14 protein-coding genes are annotated in these 20,345 nt (G+C 71.0%); 11 read left to right on the forward strand and 3 right to left on the reverse strand.

The window, feature by feature from the left end; genetic code table 11:
• Positions 1 to 469: 469 nt before the first annotated feature.
• Positions 470 to 4,072 carry a glycoside hydrolase family 2 TIM barrel-domain containing protein gene (locus tag QSK21_RS09970; protein ID WP_285695180.1) on the forward strand — a complete coding sequence of 1,201 codons (3,603 nt, stop codon included), beginning with the start codon at positions 470 to 472 and terminating at the stop codon, positions 4,070 to 4,072.
• Here QSK21_RS09970 and QSK21_RS09975 read toward each other — a convergent pair.
• Genes QSK21_RS09975 through pdhA form a run of 3 tightly spaced genes read right to left on the reverse strand, consistent with a single transcriptional unit; the run spans position 4,059 to position 7,452 of the window.
• Positions 4,059 to 5,324 carry a dihydrolipoamide acetyltransferase family protein gene (locus tag QSK21_RS09975; RefSeq protein WP_285695181.1) on the reverse strand — a complete coding sequence of 422 codons (1,266 nt, stop codon included), beginning with the start codon at positions 5,322 to 5,324 and terminating at the stop codon, positions 4,059 to 4,061. The two genes, QSK21_RS09970 and QSK21_RS09975, sit on opposite strands and share 14 nt — an antisense overlap.
• Positions 5,321 to 6,340 (reverse strand): alpha-ketoacid dehydrogenase subunit beta, encoded by a 1,020-nt coding sequence (locus QSK21_RS09980; RefSeq protein WP_285695182.1) that lies wholly within the window; start codon positions 6,338 to 6,340, stop codon positions 5,321 to 5,323. The genes QSK21_RS09975 and QSK21_RS09980 overlap by 4 nt, the downstream gene beginning before the upstream one ends.
• Positions 6,341 to 6,354: 14 nt before the next feature.
• Positions 6,355 to 7,452: a pyruvate dehydrogenase (acetyl-transferring) E1 component subunit alpha gene (pdhA, locus tag QSK21_RS09985; protein ID WP_285695184.1), complete on the reverse strand. Its 1,098-nt coding sequence runs from the start codon at positions 7,450 to 7,452 to the stop codon at positions 6,355 to 6,357.
• A 165-nt stretch (positions 7,453 to 7,617) separates the two neighbouring features.
• On the opposite strand from pdhA, the gene QSK21_RS09990 reads away from it, so the two are divergent.
• From QSK21_RS09990 to QSK21_RS10035, 10 genes are all read left to right on the forward strand, one after another.
• The gene (locus QSK21_RS09990; protein WP_285695186.1) at positions 7,618 to 8,244 is read left to right on the forward strand and encodes a GntR family transcriptional regulator; all 627 of its coding nucleotides are present in this window, start codon (positions 7,618 to 7,620) and stop codon (positions 8,242 to 8,244) included.
• 134 nt (positions 8,245 to 8,378) lie between these two features.
• The gene (gene xylB / locus QSK21_RS09995; RefSeq protein ID WP_285695187.1) at positions 8,379 to 9,818 is read left to right on the forward strand and encodes a xylulokinase; all 1,440 of its coding nucleotides are present in this window, start codon (positions 8,379 to 8,381) and stop codon (positions 9,816 to 9,818) included.
• Positions 9,815 to 10,978: a xylose isomerase gene (xylA, locus tag QSK21_RS10000; RefSeq protein ID WP_285695189.1), complete on the forward strand. Its 1,164-nt coding sequence runs from the start codon at positions 9,815 to 9,817 to the stop codon at positions 10,976 to 10,978. The genes xylB and xylA overlap by 4 nt, the downstream gene beginning before the upstream one ends.
• Before the next feature lie 211 nt (positions 10,979 to 11,189).
• Positions 11,190 to 12,482: an ABC transporter substrate-binding protein gene (locus QSK21_RS10005; protein ID WP_285695190.1), complete on the forward strand. Its 1,293-nt coding sequence runs from the start codon at positions 11,190 to 11,192 to the stop codon at positions 12,480 to 12,482.
• Positions 12,479 to 13,387: a carbohydrate ABC transporter permease gene (locus QSK21_RS10010; RefSeq protein WP_285695191.1), complete on the forward strand. Its 909-nt coding sequence runs from the start codon at positions 12,479 to 12,481 to the stop codon at positions 13,385 to 13,387. The genes QSK21_RS10005 and QSK21_RS10010 overlap by 4 nt, the downstream gene beginning before the upstream one ends.
• On the forward strand, positions 13,384 to 14,286 hold the full coding sequence (locus QSK21_RS10015) for a carbohydrate ABC transporter permease (RefSeq protein WP_285695192.1): 903 nt from the start codon (positions 13,384 to 13,386) through the stop codon (positions 14,284 to 14,286). Before QSK21_RS10010 ends, QSK21_RS10015 begins: the two co-directional genes overlap by 4 nt.
• Before the next feature lie 15 nt (positions 14,287 to 14,301).
• Complete coding sequence (yicI, locus tag QSK21_RS10020; RefSeq protein WP_285695194.1) at positions 14,302 to 16,665, forward strand: alpha-xylosidase; 2,364 nt, start codon at positions 14,302 to 14,304, stop codon at positions 16,663 to 16,665.
• Complete coding sequence (locus QSK21_RS10025) at positions 16,662 to 18,059, forward strand: GH1 family beta-glucosidase (RefSeq protein WP_285695196.1); 1,398 nt, start codon at positions 16,662 to 16,664, stop codon at positions 18,057 to 18,059. Before yicI ends, QSK21_RS10025 begins: the two co-directional genes overlap by 4 nt.
• 22 nt (positions 18,060 to 18,081) lie before the next feature.
• Positions 18,082 to 19,338 (forward strand): MFS transporter, encoded by a 1,257-nt coding sequence (locus QSK21_RS10030; protein ID WP_285695197.1) that lies wholly within the window; start codon positions 18,082 to 18,084, stop codon positions 19,336 to 19,338.
• On the forward strand, positions 19,322 to 20,341 hold the full coding sequence (locus QSK21_RS10035; RefSeq protein ID WP_285695198.1) for a LacI family DNA-binding transcriptional regulator: 1,020 nt from the start codon (positions 19,322 to 19,324) through the stop codon (positions 20,339 to 20,341). The genes QSK21_RS10030 and QSK21_RS10035 overlap by 17 nt, the downstream gene beginning before the upstream one ends.
• Positions 20,342 to 20,345 lie beyond the last annotated feature (4 nt).

Here is a 20,345-nt window from a genome sequence, read left to right on the forward strand (position 1 = left end):
TGGTGGGGCGTGGCCGTGGCCTGGGTCGGTGGGTGTCTGCTCGGTTTCGGCTTTGCGGCGTGCAGTGGCCGGGTGGAAGTAGCAGTCCTCGTAGATCGCCTCAGGCTGGGTGTTGCCGGGCATGGCTTGGCTCGCTTGATCATTGTGGGGGGCTTGAGGCTTGGCTGCCGGTATCATCACTTTGGGGATTCGTCTGGTGGGTTGGCGAGGGTTGACAAGATCGGCATGGTGTATTGACGCGGTGCGGGGGTGGATTTAGCGTCCCAGGAAAAGCGTCCACGGGGCTGCCCGTGAGGAGGCGCCACCCGCCATGCGCTCCCAGCTCCCGCTTCGTTCTTTCGTGCGTGTTTCGGTCGCTGTTCTGGCACTGGCCGCTCTCGTGCTGGCGTTGATGCAGGCGATGGCTTCCGCGCGTTCTCTAGGGGCGGGGGCGCCCGGGGACGTCTATGCCTATCTCGACGATCCGGAGATGATCGGGGAGGGGCAGGAGCCGGCGCATTCCGTGCTGCGACCCGGTGACGAGCGGCGGTGGACGCGGTCGCTGGACGGGGAATGGCGGCTCAAGGTCGTCGATCGGCCGGGGGACGTGCCCGCGGGTTTCTTCGGTGAGGGGTACGACACGTCCGGGTGGCCCAAGGTGAGGGTGCCGCACACGTGGCAGAGCGATCGGCTCGACCATCCGGTGTTCCGGAACATCCCGACCGAGATCTGGCCGGACGATCCGCCTCGGGTGCCGCGTGACATCAACCCGACGGGCGCATATGTGAAGCGGCTGGAGGTTCCCAAGGATTGGGAGGGGCGGCGCACGTTCCTGCGATTCGAGGGTGTGACCAGTGCGTACTTCGTGTGGGTGAACGGGCGGTACGTGGGCTATGACCAAGGGGGTTACACGCCTGCGGAGTTCGACATCAGCGATCATGTGCGGCCTGGCGGTAACACGGTGGCGGTTCAGGTGCACAGGTGGGGTGCCGGCTCTTACCTGGAGGACGTGGACCAGTGGCGTTACAGCGGCATCTTCCGTTCAGTGTGGGCGTACTCGACACCCAAGACCTATGTGCGGGATGCGTACATCACCACGGATTTGGACGAGTCGTATAGGGACGCGACGCTCAACACGACGCTGACCCTGGCGAGCAAGGGGGGAACCCAGGGCGAGCACACTGTCAAGGGGACCCTTTTCGGTCCGGACGGTCGTCCTGTGACGACGTTTTCTGGGCGGGCGAACGTGACCGGTGACGGTGCGACCCTGCGGATGAGCGTGCCCGTTTCCAACCCGGCGAAATGGAGTGATGAGACGCCCTCGCTCTATAGGTTGCGGCTGGAGCTGTCCGGACCTTCAGGTGTTGTCCATAGCGTCTGGGAGGAGGTGGGCTTCCGCGAGATCGAGATCAGGGACCGGCGGTTGCTGGTGAACGGGAAGCGCGTCCTCATCAAGGGCGTGAACCGTCCCGAGACCGATCCCGACACCGGACGGCACCAGACGCGCGAGCGTCAGGAATCGGACGTCGCGCTGATGAAACGGCTCAACATCAACGCGATCCGGACGGCGCACTATCCGTCCGATCCGTATCTGTACGAGCTGGCCGACAGGCGCGGGCTCTACATCGACGACGAGGTCGACATCGAGACCCACAATTACGAGAACTGCGCCAGGCCCGCGGGTGACCGGCGCGACTGCCTGGCGGACCGGCCCGAATGGCAGAAGGCGTTCCTCGAACGCTTCCAGGCGATGGTGGCGCGCGACAAGAACCATCCGAGCGTCTTCCTGTGGGACACCGGGAACGAGGCGGGCCTGGGCCAGGCGCACACGAAAATGGCGGAGTGGGCGCGCGAGACCGACCCGACGCGGCCGCTGTATCACCAGTCCAACAGTCCCGATGGCGACGCCCCGTTCGCGGACGTCTGGGGGCCGCGCTATCCGACTCCGGCGCGGCTGGAGCAGCAGGCGGCGGCCACGACCAAGCCCATCATCATGGGGGAGTACGCCCACGCGATGGGCAACAGCCTGGGCAACTTCCGTGAATTCTGGGAGGTCATTCGCCGCCACCCGCAAACCCAGGGTGGTTTCATCTGGGACTGGGCGGAGGCCAACCTGAGGCACCCGCTCATCACCACTCCCGACTCTTCGGGCAACGGCATCCTGGCGTGGACGCAAGGACTGCCCGAAAGAGTCGAGGGCCACAGGGGCAAGGCCCTCTACTTCTCCGGCCTGGACGATTTCGTCGAGGTCTACCGGGACCGCCGGCTCGACCTCACCGGGAACGCCGTCACCCTCGACTCGTGGGTCAAACCCGTCCGCCCGTGGACCGGCGACTTCACCATCATGACGAAGGGCGACCACCAGTACGGCCTCAAGATGTCGAACGAGACCACTTTGGAGTTCTACATCTTCAGCGGGGGCACCTGGCGTACCGTCCGCGCGCCCGTGCCGTCCAACTGGTACGACACCTGGCACCGGGTCACCGGAACCTATGACGGCACCGCCCTGCGCCTTTACGTGGACGGGCGGGAGGCCGCCCGTGTCACGTACTCGGGCACCATCGACTGGTCGTCGGGTGATGTCAACATCGGCCGGAACTCCGGCACCATGCAGGACAACTACAGCGGTCGCATGGCGCACGGAACGATCGATGAAGTCCGCATCTACGGCCGTGCGCTCACACCGGACGAGCTGGGCTCCGGCGCGGATCCGGCCGGCGACGCCGTGCTCGCTCTCAATTTCGACCAGTTCCCCCAGAAGGGCGGCTTCCTCTCCAACGGGCAGAGCCTTTCCGGGGTGGACGGGCTGGTCGGCACCGACCGTTACCTCCAGCCTGAACTGGCCCAGCTCGCCTGGGTGCAGTCGCCGATCCGCGTCACCCGGACGGACGACGGTGTCGCGGTCACCAGTGAGCGCGCCTTCGCCGGCACGTCCGACCTGCAATTGCGCTGGCGCTACAGCGAAGGCAAGCGCATCATCCGTTCCGGTACGCGACCGCTCGACCTGAAACCCGGCGGGACGGCTCGGGTGGCGATCCCGCCCGCGCCGTCCGAGAACGAGCGGTGGCTGACGGTCGATGTCGTCCTGAACGGGAGGACCTGGTATGCCCCGGCCGGCCATGTCGTCGGCTTCGGGCAGTTCCCCGCCGGCGGGACGAAGGTCCCCGGCATCAGGAAACCCGCGACCGGCGCGGTCTCCACCTCCCGGACGAGTGACGAGATCATTGTCACCGGCCGCCATTTCCGCTACGTCTTCGACCGCGCCAAGGGCACTCTCACCTCGATGCGCTACAGGGGGACCGAACTCCTCCGTACCGGCCCGGAATTGGACGTGTGGCGCCCGCCCATCAGCAACGAGACCTACACCTGGGGCAACGCCGAAGGCGAGGACTGGCGCAGGGCAGGGCTTGACCGCCTCACCACCACACCAGGTGAGATAACCGTGACCCCGGACGGCTCCAGTGGAGTGACCGTCCAGATCCCCAGCCGGGTCAACGGCACAGGCAACGCCTTCTTCGACCAGACCACCACCTACGCCATCGACGGCTCCGGCCAGATCGACCTCAGGCACCAGGTCGTCCCGCAGGGCAGCGCACGCACCCTGCCCTATCTCGCCAGGGTCGGCTACACGCTCAAGCTGCCGGACCGCTACAAGTCCTTCGCCTGGTACGGTCGCGGCCCCGTCGAGAACTACAACGACCGCAAGGACGGCACCCGCATGGGCGTGTGGTCGTCCTCCGTCGACCAGCAGTACGTCTCGTACTACCGCCCCCAGGACTACGGCAACCATGACGACGTGCGCTGGGCCATGCTCACCGATGGCCGCGCGGGACTCCTGGTGGCCGGAGACCTGGAGGTCAGCGTCACCCCGTACGACGACCTGGATCGCGCGCTCTACCCGTTCGCCCTCCAACGCAACCCGGGTTGGAACACCCTCCACGTGAACCACGCGGTGTCCGGCGTGGGCGACACCCCCAACCCGGTGCGTCCCGAGTACCAGGTCCGCCCCGACCGGACGTACACCTACACCACCGTCCTGCGTCCCGTCACCCCCGACGAGGCACGCGGGAACGCGGTCGTCACGCCACGATGAGGAGGGGGTTCTCCAGGATCTCGGCGAGGCGGGCGAGGAAGGCGGCGCCGGTGGCGCCGTCGGTGGCGCGGTGGTCCACCGACAGGGTCACCGCCAGCCGCTTGCCCGGGACGACCTGACCGTTCCGGACGACCGGCTCGTCCCGTACCGCGCCGACCGCCAGGATCGCCGCCTCCGGCGGGTTGATCACGGCGGCGAAGCCGCCGACCCCGTACATGCCCAGGTTGCTGACGCTGAACGTGCCGCCGCTCATCTCCTGCGCGGTCAGCCTGCCCTCCCTGGCCCTGGCGGCCAGCGCACGCGTCTCGGCGCCGATCCGCGACACGCTCTTGCGGTCGGCGTCCCTGATCACGGGCACCAGCAGGCCGTCCTCCACCGCGACGGCGACGCCGATGTGGATCCGCTCGTGGAAGACCAGATCCTCTTCGGTGTAGGACACGTTCACCGCCGGATGCTCGCGCAGCGCGGTGGCGGCGGCCTTCACGATCAGGTCGTTCACGCTGACCTTCGCCGGGGCCAGCGCCGCGTTGAGCTCGGCCCGGAACTCCAGCAGCCGCTCGGCGTCCACCTCCCGGTTGAGGTAGAAGTGCGGCGCGTTCCGCTTGCTCTCGGTGAGCCGGCGCGCCGCGACCTTGCGGAACCGGTTGAGCGGTACGCGGCGTACGTCCTCGTCCGCGGTCGGAGCCGGGGGCGTGGCCGGAGCCGGGACCGTAGCCGGGGCCGGGGCCGGGGCCGCAGGCGCGGGGGCGGGGGCGGTGTTGCGGATGGCGGCCTCGATGTCGGCGCGTACGATCCGCCCACCGGGCCCGCTGCCGGTGAGGGTCGACAGGTCGATCCCGTGGTCGCGGGCCAGCCTGCGCGCCAGCGGCGAGGACGGCGGGCGCGTCCCACGCGGCGTCCGGCCCGGGGCCGGGGCCGGGGCGGCAGGAGCGGGAGCCGTGGGAGCGGGAGCCGGGGCGGCAGGAGCGGCGGCGGGGGCCGCGACGGGCTCCTTCGCGGGAGCCTCGACCTTGGTGCCCTCCGGGACGATGACGGCGATGGGGGTGCCGATGGCGGCGGTCTCGCCCTCGCCGACCAGGATCTCGCCGAGCACGCCGGCCTCGTACGCCTCGTACTCCATCACGGCCTTGTCGGTCTCGATGTCGACGAGCACGTCGCCGACGGCGATCGGGTCTCCGGGCTTCTTCTGCCAGGAGCTGATCACGCCCTCCTCCATGGTGTCGGAGAGCCGGGGCATGAGGATCTCGGTCATGGGGCGGTGGTCTCCAGTGCGGCGCGGCCGGTCGCGCGCAGGGTGTCGCGGACGGCGGTGAGCAGGGAGCCGGCGGAGGGCAGCGCGGCCGTCTCCAGCGGCTTGGCGTACGGGAGCGGCACCTCGGCCATGGCGACGCGGCGGACGGGCGCGTCCAGCCAGTCGAAGGCGCCCTCCTGGATGGTGGCGGCGATCTCCGCGCCGATGCCGTAGGTCAGCCAGTCGTCCTCGGCGACGACGGCGCAGCCGGTGCGCCGCACCGACTCCACGATCGTCTCGCGGTCCAGGGGACGCAGGCTGCGCAGGTCCACGACCTCGGCGGAGACGCCCTCGGCCGCCAGCGTCTCGGCCACCTCCAGGGCCACGTGCGCCATCCGCGAGTAGCCGATGATGGTGATGTCGGTGCCGGAACGGGTGACGGCGGCCCGGCCGATCTCGGCGGGCTCGATCAGCGCGGGCTCGGCGGGCAGCTCGCCCTTGGTGTTGTAGAGCGCGAGGTTCTCCAGGAACAGCACCGGGTCGTCGTCCCGGATCGCGGCCTTGAGCATCGCCGACGCCTCCGCCGGGGTGGAGGGCGCGACCACCTTGAGGCCGGGGACGAACGAGTAGAACAGCTCGACGTTCTGCGAGTGGGTGGCGCCGAGCTGCTGGCCCCCGCCGCCCGGGGTGCGGATGACCAGCGGGACGCTCGCCTGCCCGCCGAACATCCCGTAGATCTTGGCGGCATGGTTGACGATCTGGTCCAGCGCCAGCAGCGAGAAGTTGATCGTCATGATCTCGACGACCGGGCGCAGCCCCAGCATGGCCGCGCCGATGGCGGCGCCGACGAAGCCCTCCTCGGCGATGGGGGTGTCGCGGACCCGGCGCGGGCCGAACTCCGTGAGCAGCCCTTCGGTGATCTTGTACGAGCCCTCGAAGACGCCGATCTCCTCGCCCATCAGGAAGACGTTCTCGTCCCTGAGCATCTCGGCGCGCAGCGTTTCCCTGAGGGCCTGGCGGTAGGTGATGGGTGCCATGACGACGCGACTCCTCAGGAACGGAAGACGGGGTCGGCGGGCAGGCGGCGCCGCTCGCCGGGGACGGGGGTGGCGTAGGTGTAGTCGAACAGCGTGGAGACCTCCGGCTCGGGGCTCTGGTCGGCGAACGCGGCGGCGGCCTCGACCTCGGCGGTGACCTCGGCGTCCAGCGCGTCCCTCGCCTCGGCCGTCAGCACCCCGTCCTTCTCCAGGCGGTCGGCGAGGGCGGCGACCGGGTCCCGCTCCAGCAGGGCCTGCCGCTCCTCCTTGCTGCGGTAGCGGGCCGGGTCGACGACGGAGTGGCCGCGCAGCCGGGGGCTGACGGTCTCCAGCAGGTAGGGGCGGGACCGCGAGCGGGCGTGCTCGACGGCGACCCGCGCCGCGTCCCGGACGGCGATCACGTCGGTGCCGTCCACACGGGCGCTGTCCATGCGGTACGCGGTGCCGCGCCGGTACAGCTCGGGCTCGGCGGCGGACGCCTCGACCGGGGTGCCCATGCCGAGCCCGTTGTTGACCACGACGAACACGACGGGCAGGTCCCAGAGCGCCGCGATGTTCAGCGACTCGTGGAAGGCGCCGATGGCGGCGGTGCCGTCGCCCATCTGGCACATCACGACCTCGTCGCCGCCCTTGTAGGTCACGGCGAGGGCGGCGCCGGTGGCCAGCGGGACCTGCCCGCCGACGATGCCGTACCCGCCGAGCAGCCGGGCCTGCGCGTCGAACATGTGCATGGAGCCGCCCCAGCCCTTGGACACGCCGGTGGAACGGCCGTACAGCTCGGCCATGACGCGCTCGGCGGAGATGCCCTTGGCCAGCGCGTAGCCGTGCTCGCGGTAGTTGGTGAACAGGTAGTCGGTGGGGCGCAGCGCCGCCATCAGGCCGACGACGGTGGCCTCCTCGCCGAGGTTGAGATGGCAGTAGCCGCCGATCTTGGCCTCGGTGTAGGCGCGGGCGGCGCGCTCCTCGAAGCGGCGGATCAGCAGCATCCGCCGGTAATAGCCGGCCAGTTCCTCCGGGTCGGGAGCGGTCGTCGCGCCCGTCCCGGAACCGGTGCCCGTTCCGGTGCGGGGGGCGGACGTCCGGCGTGGGCGGGCCCTGGTGGTCTCGGCCATCGGCGTTCTCTCCTCGGCTCGGGAGCGGTCCACGGGGTCACCGCGGGGCTCCATCGATCATCATTGATCAATGATCGATCATTACGGTTCCAGTATGCACCCACGGGGCGGCGAACGGAACGGCCGCCAGCCGGCCGACCCCCGCCTGACCTCTACCATTGTCGCGTGAACGAGTCCGCTCAGCTGTTGCGCACCGGTCTGGCCGACCAGATCAGGGAGTTCATCGTCGAGGGCATCAGCTCGGGCCGCTGGGAGCCGGGCGAGCGCCTCGTCGAGCGCCGGATCGCCACCGAGCTGGGCGTCAGCCAGGGCCCGGTCCGCGAGGCGCTGCGCCAGCTCGAGGCGCTGCGGCTGGTGGAGAGCCTGCCCAACAGGGGCGCCCGGGTCCGCGCGTTCACCGAGCGCGACCTGGGAGAGATCTTCCCGGTGCGGGCCGGGCTGGAGCGCACCGCCGCCGAGCTGGCGCTGCCCCGCCTGGCCGAGCGCGTGGACGCGCTCGAACGGAACAACGCGCTGCTCGCTGAGGCCGCCGAGTCCGGCGACCTGCACGCCCAGATGCGGCTGAGCATCGAGTTCCACCGCGAGGTGGTGCAGACCGCCGGCAACCGGCTGCTGATGTCGGTGTGGGAGTCGCTGGGCATCGAGCTGTGGACGACCCTGTCCCTGCGGCTGCATAGGACGGAGATCTACTCCAAGTCGGCCGAGCACGCCCTGCTGATCGACGCCTTTCGCCGCCGGGACCCGGAGGCGCCGGGGCTGCTCCATGACCACGTCATGAACTACGCTCCCTGATCGTTCCCCGCTCCGCCCGGGTGGATGGATTGTGCGGTGGCCCACGGCGGTTTAGTCTGCTCACGATCGCAAGCCTTCGAAATGTTTTCGCAAGTTTTCGGCGTCGCGGCGCATGACCGCGCGGAGGAGGGGCAGTGCTCGTCGCCGGGATCGATTCCTCGACGCAGTCGGTCAAGGTCCTGCTGTGTGACGCCGCGGACGGGACGGTGGTCGGCTCGGCCACCGCGCCGCATCCGGACGGCACCGAGTGCCATCCCCGGCACTGGTGGGAGGCCCTCGAATCGGCCCGGGACCTGTTGGAACGGGCGGACGCCGTCGCGGTGGCCGCGCAGCAGCACGGGATGGTGGCGCTGGACGAGAACGGCGAGGTGATCCGCCCGGCGCTGCTGTGGAACGACACCCGCTCGGCGCCGCAGGCCCGCGCGCTCACCGAGGAGCTCGGGGGGGCCAAGGCGTGGGCGGAGCGCACCGGGAGCGTGCCCGTCGCGTCCTTCACCGTGACCAAGCTGCGCTGGATGGCCGAGAACGAGCCGGAGAACGCTCGGCGCACCGCGGCCGTGATGCTGCCGCACGACTGGCTGACCCTGCGGCTGGGCGCGCCCGAGCCCGCCACCGACCGTGGCGACGCCTCCGGGACCGGCTACTGGTCGCCCGCCGAGGGCCGCTACCTGCCGGAGTTCGTCCGCGCCGCGCTCGGGCACGTGCCCGACCTGCCGCGGGTGGCCGGTCCCGCCGAGACCGTCGGGGAGACGCCCTGGGGCGGGCGGCTGGCCCCGGGCACCGGCGACAACATGGGCGCGGCGCTGGGCCTCGGCCTGGACGAGGGCGACCTGGTGGTGTCGATCGGCACGTCCGGGACGGCCTTCGCGGTCTCCGGCGCCCCGGCCGCCGACCCGTCCGGGCTGGTCGCCGGGTTCGCCGACGCGTCCGGGCGGTTCCTGCCGCTGGTCGCCACGCTGAACGCGGCCCGCGTGCTGACCTCCGCCGCCGCACTGACCGGCGCGAGCCTGGACGAGCTGGCCGAGCTCGCGCTGGCCGCCGAGCCGGGCGCGGGCGGCATCACCCTGCTGCCCTACCTGGACGGCGAGCGGACGCCCAACCGTCCCCGGGCCACCGGCGTGCTGACCGGGCTGACCACGTCCAACGCCTCCCGCGAGAACCTGGCCAGGGCCGCGGTCGAGGCGCTGCTGTGCTCGCTCGCCGACGCGGCGGACCATCTGGCCGCCCAGGGCGTGCATGTTCCCGTCGGAGGGCCACCCCCCGGAACGACAGGCCGGCCGCGGCGCACGCTGCTGATCGGCGGCGGTGCCCGGTCCGCCGCCGTCCAGGCCCTGGCTCCCGCGATCTTCGGCACGCCGGTCACGGTGCCCGAGCCCGGCGAGTACGTGGCGCTCGGCGCCGCCAGACAGGCCGCGTGGGCGCTGGCCGGGACGCCCGAGCCGCCGCGCTGGCCCGCCGTGCCCGCCACCGAGTTCACCGCGACCGACGCCGACAGGGCGGCGGCCGAGGAGGTCCGCGGCAGGTACGCCGCGCTACGCGACACCAGCGAGACCCTTGGAGGGGACAGTTCATGAGCGACGACCGTTACACCCCGCGGCCGGAGGACAGGTTCTCCTTCGGGATCTGGACGGTGGGCTGGCAGGCGGTGGACGTGTTCGGCCCCGCGACCCGGGCGCCCATGCCCGCCGACCGGGCGGTGCGCAAACTGGCCGAGATCGGCGCGTACGGGGTCAACTTCCACGACAACGACGTGTTCGACTTCGACGACACCGCGGCGGCCAGGGACCAGAAGATCTCCGCGTTTCGCAAGGCCCTGGAGGAGACCGGGCTGGTGGTGACCACCGCGACCACCAACCTGTTCGGCCACCCGATCTTCAAGGACGGCGCGTTCACCTCCAACGACCGTGACGTGCGCCGGTTCGCGCTGCGCAAGGTGATGGACAACGTGGACCTCGCCGCCGAGCTGGGCGCCAAGGTCTACGTGGCCTGGGGCGGGCGCGAGGGCGCCGAGTCGGGCGCGGCGAAGGACGTGCGGGCCGCGCTGGACCGTTACAAGGAAGCCTTCGACATCCTCGGCGACTACGTCCTGGAGAAGGGCTACGACCTGCGCTTCGCGATCGAGCCCAAGCCGAACGAGCCGCGCGGCGACATCCTGCTGCCGACCGTCGGGCACGCGCTGGCGTTCATCGACGAGCTGGAGCACCCCGAGCTGGTGGGCCTCAACCCCGAGGTCGGGCACGAGGAGATGGCCGGGCTCAACTACGCGCACGGCCTGGCCCAGGCGCTGTGGCACGGCAAGCTGTTCCACATCGACCTCAACGGCCAGAACGGCCCGCGCTACGACCAGGACCTGCGGTTCGGCGCCGGCAACGCGCGCGGCGCGTTCTGGGTGGTGGACCTGATCGACCAGAGCGACTACGACGGCCCGATCCACTTCGACTTCAAGCCGCCCCGCACCGAGGACGACGAGGGCGTGTGGGTGTCGGCCGCCGCCTGCATGCGCAACTGGCTGATCCTGCGGGAGCGGGTGCGGGCGTTCCGCGCCGACCCCGAGGTGCAGGAGGCGCTGCGCGCGGCCCGGGTGGACGAGCTGTCCGTCCCGACCCTGGCCGAGGGCGAGACCTGGCGGTCGGTCCGCGACTTCACCCCCGACATCGACGCCCTCGCCAAGCGCGGCGCGGCCTTCGAGCGCCTGGACCAGCTCGCCCTGGAGCACCTCTACGGCGCTCGCTGATCTGCCGCCGGGCCGGGACCCGCCCACAGCCCCGGCCCGGCGGTGGCCGATTTGGGAGCGCTCCCATGTATCGGCGCAGGTCAGCGGCCTGGTCGGAAATCGGGGGTCGCATACCCCTTGTGCCGCGGCGCCGGTGCGCTTACGATCCGGGCGATCCCCAGTCGAAGCGCTTCGATTGAACGGGCCCTCGACCCCCACCCGGAGGAGCACCATGATCAAGGCACGCAGGGGCGCGGCGCTGACGGCCGCGCTCGCCGCGGGGGCACTGGCACTGACGGCGCTGGCCGCCTGCGGTGACGGCGGCGAGTCCGATCCGAACGAGCTGCGTCTCTGGCACTACGAGCCGCCGGACAGCGCCATGGGCGTGGCCTGGAACCAGGCGATCAAGGAGTTCGAGCGCACCCACCCCGGCGTGAAGGTGAAGTTCGAGGAGAAGGGCTTCGAGCAGATCCAGAAGACCGCGCCGATGGTCCTCAACTCCAAGGACGCCCCCGACGTCATGGAGTACAACAAGGGCAACGCGACCGCCGGACTGCTGTCCAAGCAGGGCCTGCTGGAGGACATGACCGCCGAGGTCGCCAAGCGCGGCTGGGACAAGCTGCTCGCCCCCAACATCCAGGTCACCTCGAAGTACGACGCCAGGGGCACGATGGGCGGCGACAAGTGGTTCGGCGTCCCCAACTACGCCGAATACCTTCAGGTCTACTACAACAAGGACCTCTTCGAGCGGCACGACGTGAAGGTGCCCACCACCTACCCCGAGCTGCTCGCCGCGATGGACGCCTTCGTCGCCAAGGGAGTGACCCCGTTCGCCAACGCCGGGGCCGAGTACATGGCGCAGCAGTTCATCTACCAGCTCGCCCTCGACCGGGCGAATCCCGCCTGGGTCGACGCCTACCAGCGCTACACGACGAAGGCGAGCCTGACCGACCCGGCCTGGACCTACGCCGCCACCACCTTCGCCGACTGGGTGAAGAAGGGATACGTCGCGCGCAGCTCGGTGGGCAGCAAGGCCGAGGACGCGGGGTTGGCGTTCATGCGCGGCGACTACCCGATGATGTTCTCCGGGAGCTGGTGGTTCGGCCGCGTCGCCAAGACCGCCCGGTTCGACTGGGACACCTTCGTCTGGCCCGGCTCCAAGCTGACGCTCGGATCGGGCGGCAACCTGTGGGTGATCCCGAAGGGCTCGAAGAACAAGAGGCTGGCCTACGACTTCATCGACATCACGATGAAGAAGCAGATCCAGAACGCGCTGGGCAACGCGGGCGGCATTCCGGTCGCGGCCGACCCGCAGGCCATCACCGATCCGAGGACCAAGCGGCTCGTCGAGAACTTCGCCACGCTGTCGCAGAACAACGCGCTGGCCTACTACCCCGACTGGCCGGTTCCCGCGTTCTACGACAAGTGGGTGGCGGCCGGCCAGAAGATCATGAACGGCTCGGGCTCGCCCGCCTCCATCCTGGGGGAGGTCCAGCGGGCCTATGACGACGGTGTGCCCAAGTGACCGCTGCGACCCGGACGCGGGAACGGCTCGGGTACCTGCCGTACCTGGTCCCCGGGCTGGTGCTGTTCACCGGCGTGATCGGCGCGCCGTTCGCCATGAACGTGGCGGTGAGCCTCACCGAGTGGGACGGCGTCGGCACGCCCGCCTGGGCCGCCCTCGCCAACTACCGCGAGCTGGCCGGCGACGGGGAGTTCTGGTCCTCGTTCCGTAACAACGTCCTGGTGATCGTGGCGATGGCGATCGTCCCGACCGGGATCGGGCTGGTGCTGGCGGCGCTGCTGACCGACCTGGTGGACCGCCATTTCGGTCCGCGCCCCGCCAGCGTCCTGCGCGCCTGCCTCTACCTGCCGCAGGTGCTGCCGGTCGTGATCGCGGGCGTGGTGTGGTCGTGGCTGCTCGACCCCGACGACGGCGCGGTCAACGCGGTGCTGGGCGCGGTGGGCCTGGACGCGCTGGCCCACGACTGGCTCGGCGACCCCGCCACCGCGCTGTGGACGGTCATGGTCGTGATGGTGTGGGTGCAGATCGGGTTCCCGCTGGTGGTGTTCATGTCCGGGCTGCAGCGGGTGGACCCGTCCCTGTACGAGGCGGCCGAGATCGACGGGGCGTCCTGGGCGCGCCGGTTCCGGCACGTGACGGTGCCGCAGATCCGCCCGGAGATCTTCGTGGTGCTGCTGTGGACGACCATCGCCGCGCTCAAGGTGTTCGTCCCAATCTACGTGCTGACCAAGGGCGGCCCCGGCGGCGCGACCAACGTCCCGTCGTACTACTCGTACCAGAACTTCTTCGACAAGACCGATGTCGGGTACGGCGCCGCGATCTCGACCGTGCTGACCCTCATCATCGTCGCGCTGACCGTGGTGTTCCTGCGCGCGCAGAACGCCGCAGAGCCCGAGCCGTCATGACCGAGCGAAGTGTAGGGACGATCGCGGCCCGCGCCGGAGGCGTCCCGGCGCTGGGGCGGCGCGGCGGCGGGAAGCGGCGCCGCGGCCCGTCGGCGTACGCGACGCTGGTGGCACTGGTCGCGCTCGCCGCCGTCATGCTGATCCCGTTCGCCGTGGTGCTGCTCAACGCGGTGAAGACGCCGGAGGACTACTCGGCGAACGGCCCGCTGGCGCCGCCGGAGAGGGTGAGCTTCGAGGCCATCACCGGGTTCTGGGAGCGCGTCGGCTTCGGGCAGGTGCTGCTCAACAGCGCGCTGATCAGCGGGTCGGTGGCGGTCCTGGCGGTACTGCTGTCGGTGCTGAACGCCTACGCCCTGGGCATCGGGCGGATCAAGGGCCGGATGTGGGTGCTGGCCGTGCTGCTGCTGGCCAACACGCTGCCGCAGGAGTCCTTGGTCTACCCCCTGTACTACCTGTCCAAGCAGGTGGGCCTGTACGACACCAGGCTCAGCGTGATCATCGTGTTCACGGTGATCCAGAGCGCGTTCGGCACCTACCTGCTGTCCTCGGTGCTGGGCGCGTTCCCCCGCCCGCTGCTGGAGGCGGCGCGGATCGACGGCGCCGGGCGCTGGCGGGTGCTGTGGCAGGTGGTGGTGCCGGTCATCCGGCCCACGCTCGCGGTGCTGGCGGTGTTCTTCTTCGTCTGGACCTGGAACGAGTTCCTGATCCCGCTGGTCTTCCTCGTCGGCAACGACAACCAGACGGTGTCGGTCGCGCTGGGCGTGCTGCAAGGACAGCGGCTCATGGACGCGACCATGTCCAGCGCCGCCTCGCTGCTCGGACTGCTGCCCACCGTGGTCTTCTTCCTGATCTTCCAGCGCACCCTGTCCCGCGGGCTCACCGCGGGCGCCGTCAAATGACCAGTAAGGGGCTTGATGAAGTTCACCGACGGTTACTGGAGGATGCGGGAGGGCGTGCGGGCGTCGTACCCGGTCGAGATCCTCGACTGCGCGGCGCCCGCGCCCGGCTCCCTGGTCGTGCACGCGCCCGTCCAGCACATCCGGCACCGCGGCGACCTGCTGCAGGGGCCGCTGGTCACGATCGCGTGCACGGCCGCCGCGCCGGACGTGATCGGCGTGACCATCACCCACTTCGCCGGGGAGGAGCCGCGCGGCCCCGCGTTCGCCCTGGCCACCGACCCGCCGCCGGACGCGGAGGTCTCCATCACCGATGAGGCGGCCAGCCTCACCTCGGGGGCGCTCACCGTACGGTTCGGACGCGGCGAGCACTGGGGCATGGACGTCCTCGCGGCAGGTCGCAGGCTGACCGGCACCCGTCCCAAGTCCACCGCGGTCATCGACACCGCGGACGGCCGTCACTACGTGCGGGAGCAGCTCGATCTCGGCGTCGACCACCACGTGTACGGGCTGGGTGAACGGTTCGGCCCGCTGGTGCGCAACGGCCAGCAGGTGGACATGTGGAACGCCGACGGCGGCACGGCCAGCGAGCAGGCGTACAAGAACGTGCCGTTCCTCCTGACCGACGCCGGCTACGGGGTGTTCGTCGACCATCCGGGCCTGGTGTCGTTCGAGGTCGCCTCGGAAGCGGTGGCGCGGACACAGTTCTCGGTCGAGGGCCAGTCGATGCGGTATTTCCTCATCTACGGGCCGACGCCGAAGGAGATCCTGCGCAAGTACACGGCGCTGACCGGGCGTCCCGCCCGCGTGCCCGGCTGGTCGTTCGGGCTGTGGCTGTCCACCTCGTTCACCACCTCCTACGACGAGGCGACCGTCACGGGCTTCATCGACGGAATGGCCGAGCGCGACCTGCCGCTGAGCGTCTTCCATTTCGACTGCTTCTGGATGCGCGAGTTCCAGTGGTGCGACTTCGAATGGGACCCGCGGGTGTTCCCCGACCCGCCCGGCATGCTGCGCCGCCTCAAGGAACGCGGGCTGCGGATCTCGGTCTGGATCAACCCGTACATCGCGCAGCTCTCCCCGCTGTTCGCGGAGGCGAAGGAGCGTGGCTACCTGCTCCGGCGCCCGAACGGGGACGTGTGGCAGTGGGACCTGTGGCAGCCGGGCATGGCGGTCGTCGACTTCACCAACCCCGAGGCGCGCGAATGGTACGCGGCGAAACTGGACGCGCTGCTGGAGATGGGCGTCGACTGCTTCAAGACCGATTTCGGGGAGCGCATCCCCACCGACGTCGTCTACTTCGACGGTTCCGATCCGGAACGCGCGCACAACTATTACACCTACCTCTATAACCGGACGGTCTTCGAGTTACTGCGAAAGCGGCGGGGCGAGGACGAGGCGGTGGTGTTCGCGCGTTCGGCCACCGCGGGCGGGCAGCGCTTTCCCGTGCACTGGAGCGGCGATTCGGAATCGACGTTCGAGGGGATGGGGGAGAGCCTGCGAGGCGGCCTTTCCCTGGGCCTGTCGGGGTTCGGCTACTGGAGCCACGACATCGGCGGTTTCGAGGGGACGCCGGACGCGGGGCTGTTCAAGCGCTGGATCGCGTTCGGGCTGCTGTCGTCCCACAGCCGCCTGCACGGTAGCCGCTCCTACCGCGTGCCCTGGCTCTTCGACGAGGAGTCGGTGGACGTCCTGCGGCACTTCACCCGCCTGAAGATGCGGCTCATGCCGTACCTGGCGGGCGCGGCACGGCAGGCCCACGAGGAAGGGCTGCCGATGATGCGCGCGATGATCCTGGAATTCCCGGACGATCCGGCCTGCACTCACCTCGAACGGCAGTACATGCTCGGCGACGATCTCCTGGTCGCGCCCGTCTTCACCGTGGAGGGCGACGTCGCGTACTACGTCCCCGACGGCGTCTGGACGCGCTACCTCACCGGCGAGCGCGTGCACGGGGGACGCTGGGTGCGGGAACGGCACGGCTTCGACAGCGTGCCCCTGCTCGTCCGGCCCGGAGCGGTCGTTCCCGAGGGCGCGGTCGACGACCGTCCCGACTACCCCCACGCGGAGGGCGTGACCCTGCGCGTGTACGAACCACGGGACGGCGCGCGCGTCACCACCGAGGTCGCCGACGCCACCTTCACCACCACCCGCCAGGGCGGCGAGCTGCGCGTCACCGCCGAGAACGCGGGGGAGTGGAACGTCCTGCTCGTCAACACCGACCCCGCCTCCATCACCGTCCAGGGCGGCACCGTGACCGGCCACGACCAGGGCGCTCTCATCCGGGCCACCGCCGCAGACCTCGTCGTCACCCTGCGAAGGCACCCCGAAGCGAACACGGAAGCAAACACCGAAGGAAACATTGAAGGGATCGCCCCATGACGCCTCGGCCCGGACAAGGCGGCGCCAGGACCCTGCCCGAAGGCTTCGTCTGGGGCGCCGCCACGGCGTCGTACCAGATCGAGGGCGCGGTGAACGAGGACGGCCGCGTCCCCTCCATCTGGGACACCTTCAGCCACACCCCGGGGAAGACCCTCAACGGCGACACCGGGGACGTGGCCACCGACCACTACCACCGCTGGCGCGAGGACGTCGCCTCCATGGCCGAGCTCGGCCTGGACGCCTACCGGTTCTCCATCGCCTGGCCGCGCGTCGCGTCCGGCGACCGGAGGGGCCTCGACTTCTACTCGCGGCTCGTCGACGCGCTGCTGGAGAACGGGATCGCGCCGTTCGTCACCCTCTACCACTGGGACCTTCCGCAGGAGCTGGAGGACGCAGGCGGGTGGCCCGAGCGCTCGACCGCGTACCGTTTCGCCGAGTACGCGGCACAGGTGGGACGCGTCCTGGGCGACCGCGTCCACACGTGGACGACGCTGAACGAGCCGTGGTGCTCGGCGTTCCTCGGCTACGCCGCCGGGGTGCACGCGCCCGGACGTACCGACCCGGCCGCCGCGCTCGCCGCCGCGCACCACCTCAACCTGGCGCACGGCCTGGCGTCGCGGGAGCTGCGCGCCGCCGCCCCCGACGCACAGCACTCGATCACCCTCAACCTCCACCATCTGCGCGGCGAGCCCGAGGCGGTACGGCGCGTGGACGCCGTCGCCAACCGCGTCTTCCTGGACCCCCTCACCGGCCGGGGCTACCCGTCCGACCTGCTGGAGGACACCGCCGCGATCACCGACTGGGGCTTTGTCCGGGACGGCGACGAGAAGACGGTCGCCGCGCCGCTCGACACGCTCGGCGTGAACTACTACTCGCCCACGCTCGTACGCCTCTGGGACGGCGCCTCGCCCCGTGACCACGCCGACGGCCACAAGCAGGGCGAGGCGTCGCCCTTCGTGGGCTGCGACGACGTGGAGTTCGTCGAGCAGCCGGGCCCGCGCACCGCGATGGGCTGGCCGGTGGACGCGACCGGCCTGGAGGAGCTGCTGCTGCGCCTGCACCGGGATCATCCGGGCCTGCCCCTGGTCATCACCGAGAACGGCGCCGCCTACCGCGACGAGCCGACCCCGGACGGCCACGTCCACGACACCGACCGGATCGCCTACTTCCGCGACCACATCGCCGCGATGCGGCGCGCGATCGAGGACGGGGGCGTGGACGTGCGCGGCTACTTCGCCTGGTCGCTGCTGGACAACTTCGAGTGGGCCTACGGCTACGACCGCCGCTTCGGCCTGATCCACGTCGACTACGCCACCGGTGAGCGGCGCTGGAAGGACAGCGCCCACTGGTACCGGCAGGCGATGGCCCGGGCCAGGCGGGGCGAGCTGCCATGAGCGGGCGGGGTTGGGCCAGATCATGAGCGAGCTGGAGCGGCGCCTGAAGGCGACCCGGAGGCGAGCGGGGGGCACGGCGGCGCTGGCGGTCGGGGCGTTCTGCTTCGGGACGGCCGAGGCGCTGCCGATCGGGCTGCTGCCGTTCATCTCCGCGGACCTGGGCACGTCGGCCTCGGCGGTCGGCCTGCTGGTCACCGGGTACGGGATCGTGGTCGTGCTGGTCTCGGTGCCGATCACCAAGGTGACGGTGCGGGTGCCGCGCCGCCCGCTGCTGACCCTGGTGATGGCCGTGTTCGCCCTGATGACGTGGGCGGCGGCGCTGGCACCCGGGTACGGGGCGCTGCTGGCGGCGCGCCTGGTCACCGCGCTCGCGCAGGCGCTGTTCTGGCCGGTGGCGGTGGTCGCCGCGGCCGGGCTGACGGCACCGGAACGGCGCGGGCGCGCCGCCTCCTACGTCTTCGCCGGCGGGTCGCTGGCGATCGTGGCGGGCGTCCCCGCCGGGACGTGGCTGGGCGAGGCCATGGGGTGGCGGGCCTCGTTCGCCGCCCTCGGCGCCGTCACGACGGCCGCGGCGGTGGCCGTCGCCGTGCTGCTGCCCGGCGGCCCGCCGGGACGCGGCCACGCCGCCGCCGCGACGAACCCGGACGCCCGCGGGTTCCGGCTGCTCATCGTGGTGGTCGCGCTCACGGTCGGGGCCTGCTTCACCGCCTACACCTATATCACCGAGTTCCTCCTGGACGTGACCGGGCTCAAGGAGACGTGGATCAGCCCCGTCCTGCTGGTCAACGGGGCCGGCGACATCGCCGGGATCGGCCTCGCCGCGGCGGTGGTCGACCGGGGCGCGCGGCGGCTGCTCGGCGGCGCCGCCGCGCTGATGGCGGCGGCGCTGCTGGTGCTGTTCGGACTCGGCGCGCTGCCCGTGGGCGCGGTCGCGGGGGTGATGATGCTGGGCCTGGCGATGCCGGCCCTCGCCACCGGCATGCAGGCGCGGGTGCTGGAGACGGCGCCCGGCAACACCGACGTCGCCTCGGCCTGGGCCTCGGCCGCGTTCAACGTGGGAATCGCCGGTGGAGCGCTCGCGGGCGGACTGCTGCTCCCGGTGTACGGTGTGCGCGCCACGGCCCTGGCCGGCGCGTTCGCCGCCGGCGCCGCCGTGGTACTCGTGTGCGCCGAACGCGTCCTGGCAGGTCCGGGACGTGCGCGGCGGCCTGTGGTCGATCTCGCCGCCCGCGGCGGGATCACGGCGGAGATGGGGATGTGCGGTGGTCAAGATCACTGATGTGGCGCGGCATGCCGGGGTGTCGCCCAGCACCGTCTCGTACGTGCTGAGCGGCAAGCGGTCGATCTCGGCGGGCACCAGGGAGCGGGTGCTGGCCAGCATCGCCGAGCTGGGCTACCGGCCGCACGCCGGCGCCCGCGCGCTGGCCAGCAGCCGGTCCAACGTGCTGGCGCTGATGATCCCGTTGCGCAGCGGCATCCATGTGCCGGTGGTCATGCAGATCGCGGTGGCGGTGGTGACCGCCGCCCGCCGGCACGACCACGACGTGCTGCTGCTCACCCAGGAGGAGGGCGTGGACGGCCTGCGCCGGGTCGCCGACAGCGCCCTGGTGGACGCGCTGATCGTGATGGACGTCCAGCTGCACGATCCGCGGCTGCCGCTGCTGAGCGAACTGGGCCGCCCCAGCGTGCTGATCGGCTTCCCCGCCGAGGCCGCCGACCTGACCTGCATCGACCTGGACTTCCACGCGGCCGGGCGGGAGTGCGCGGACCGGCTCGCCGGGCTGGGGCACCGCACCGTCGCGCTGGTCGGTTCGCCGCCCGAGGTGTACGAGCGCCAGACCGGGTTCGCGCAGCGGGTCGAGAGCGGCTTCCGCGAGTCGGTCCGGCGGCACGGCCTGTCCGCGAAGGTCTACCCGTGTGAGGCCACCGCCGACGCCGCCCGCGCCCTCGTGCGGCGGCTGCTGGCCGAGCTGCCGGACCTCACCGGCGTCGTCGTCCACAACGAGCCGGTGATGGACCCGCTGGTGCGCGCGTTCCGGAGCGCCGGGCGCCGCGTCCCCGAGGATCTGTCGGTGGTCGCGATCTGCCCGGACGAGCTGGCCGAGCACGCCGAGCCGCCGCTGTCGTCGGTCGCGATCCCCGCCGACGAGGTGGGCCGCCGCGCGGTGGACCTGCTGATGGCCAAGCTCGCCGGTGAGGACGTGCCCGCCGCCACCCTGCTCCCGCCCCGTCTGACCACCCGCGCCAGTGACCTCCCGTTAGGGCGGATCGGCGAACGCTGAACGA

This window comes from Actinomadura sp. NBRC 104412 (genome assembly GCF_030269515.1).
GTDB lineage: Bacteria > Actinomycetota > Actinomycetes > Streptosporangiales > Streptosporangiaceae > Spirillospora.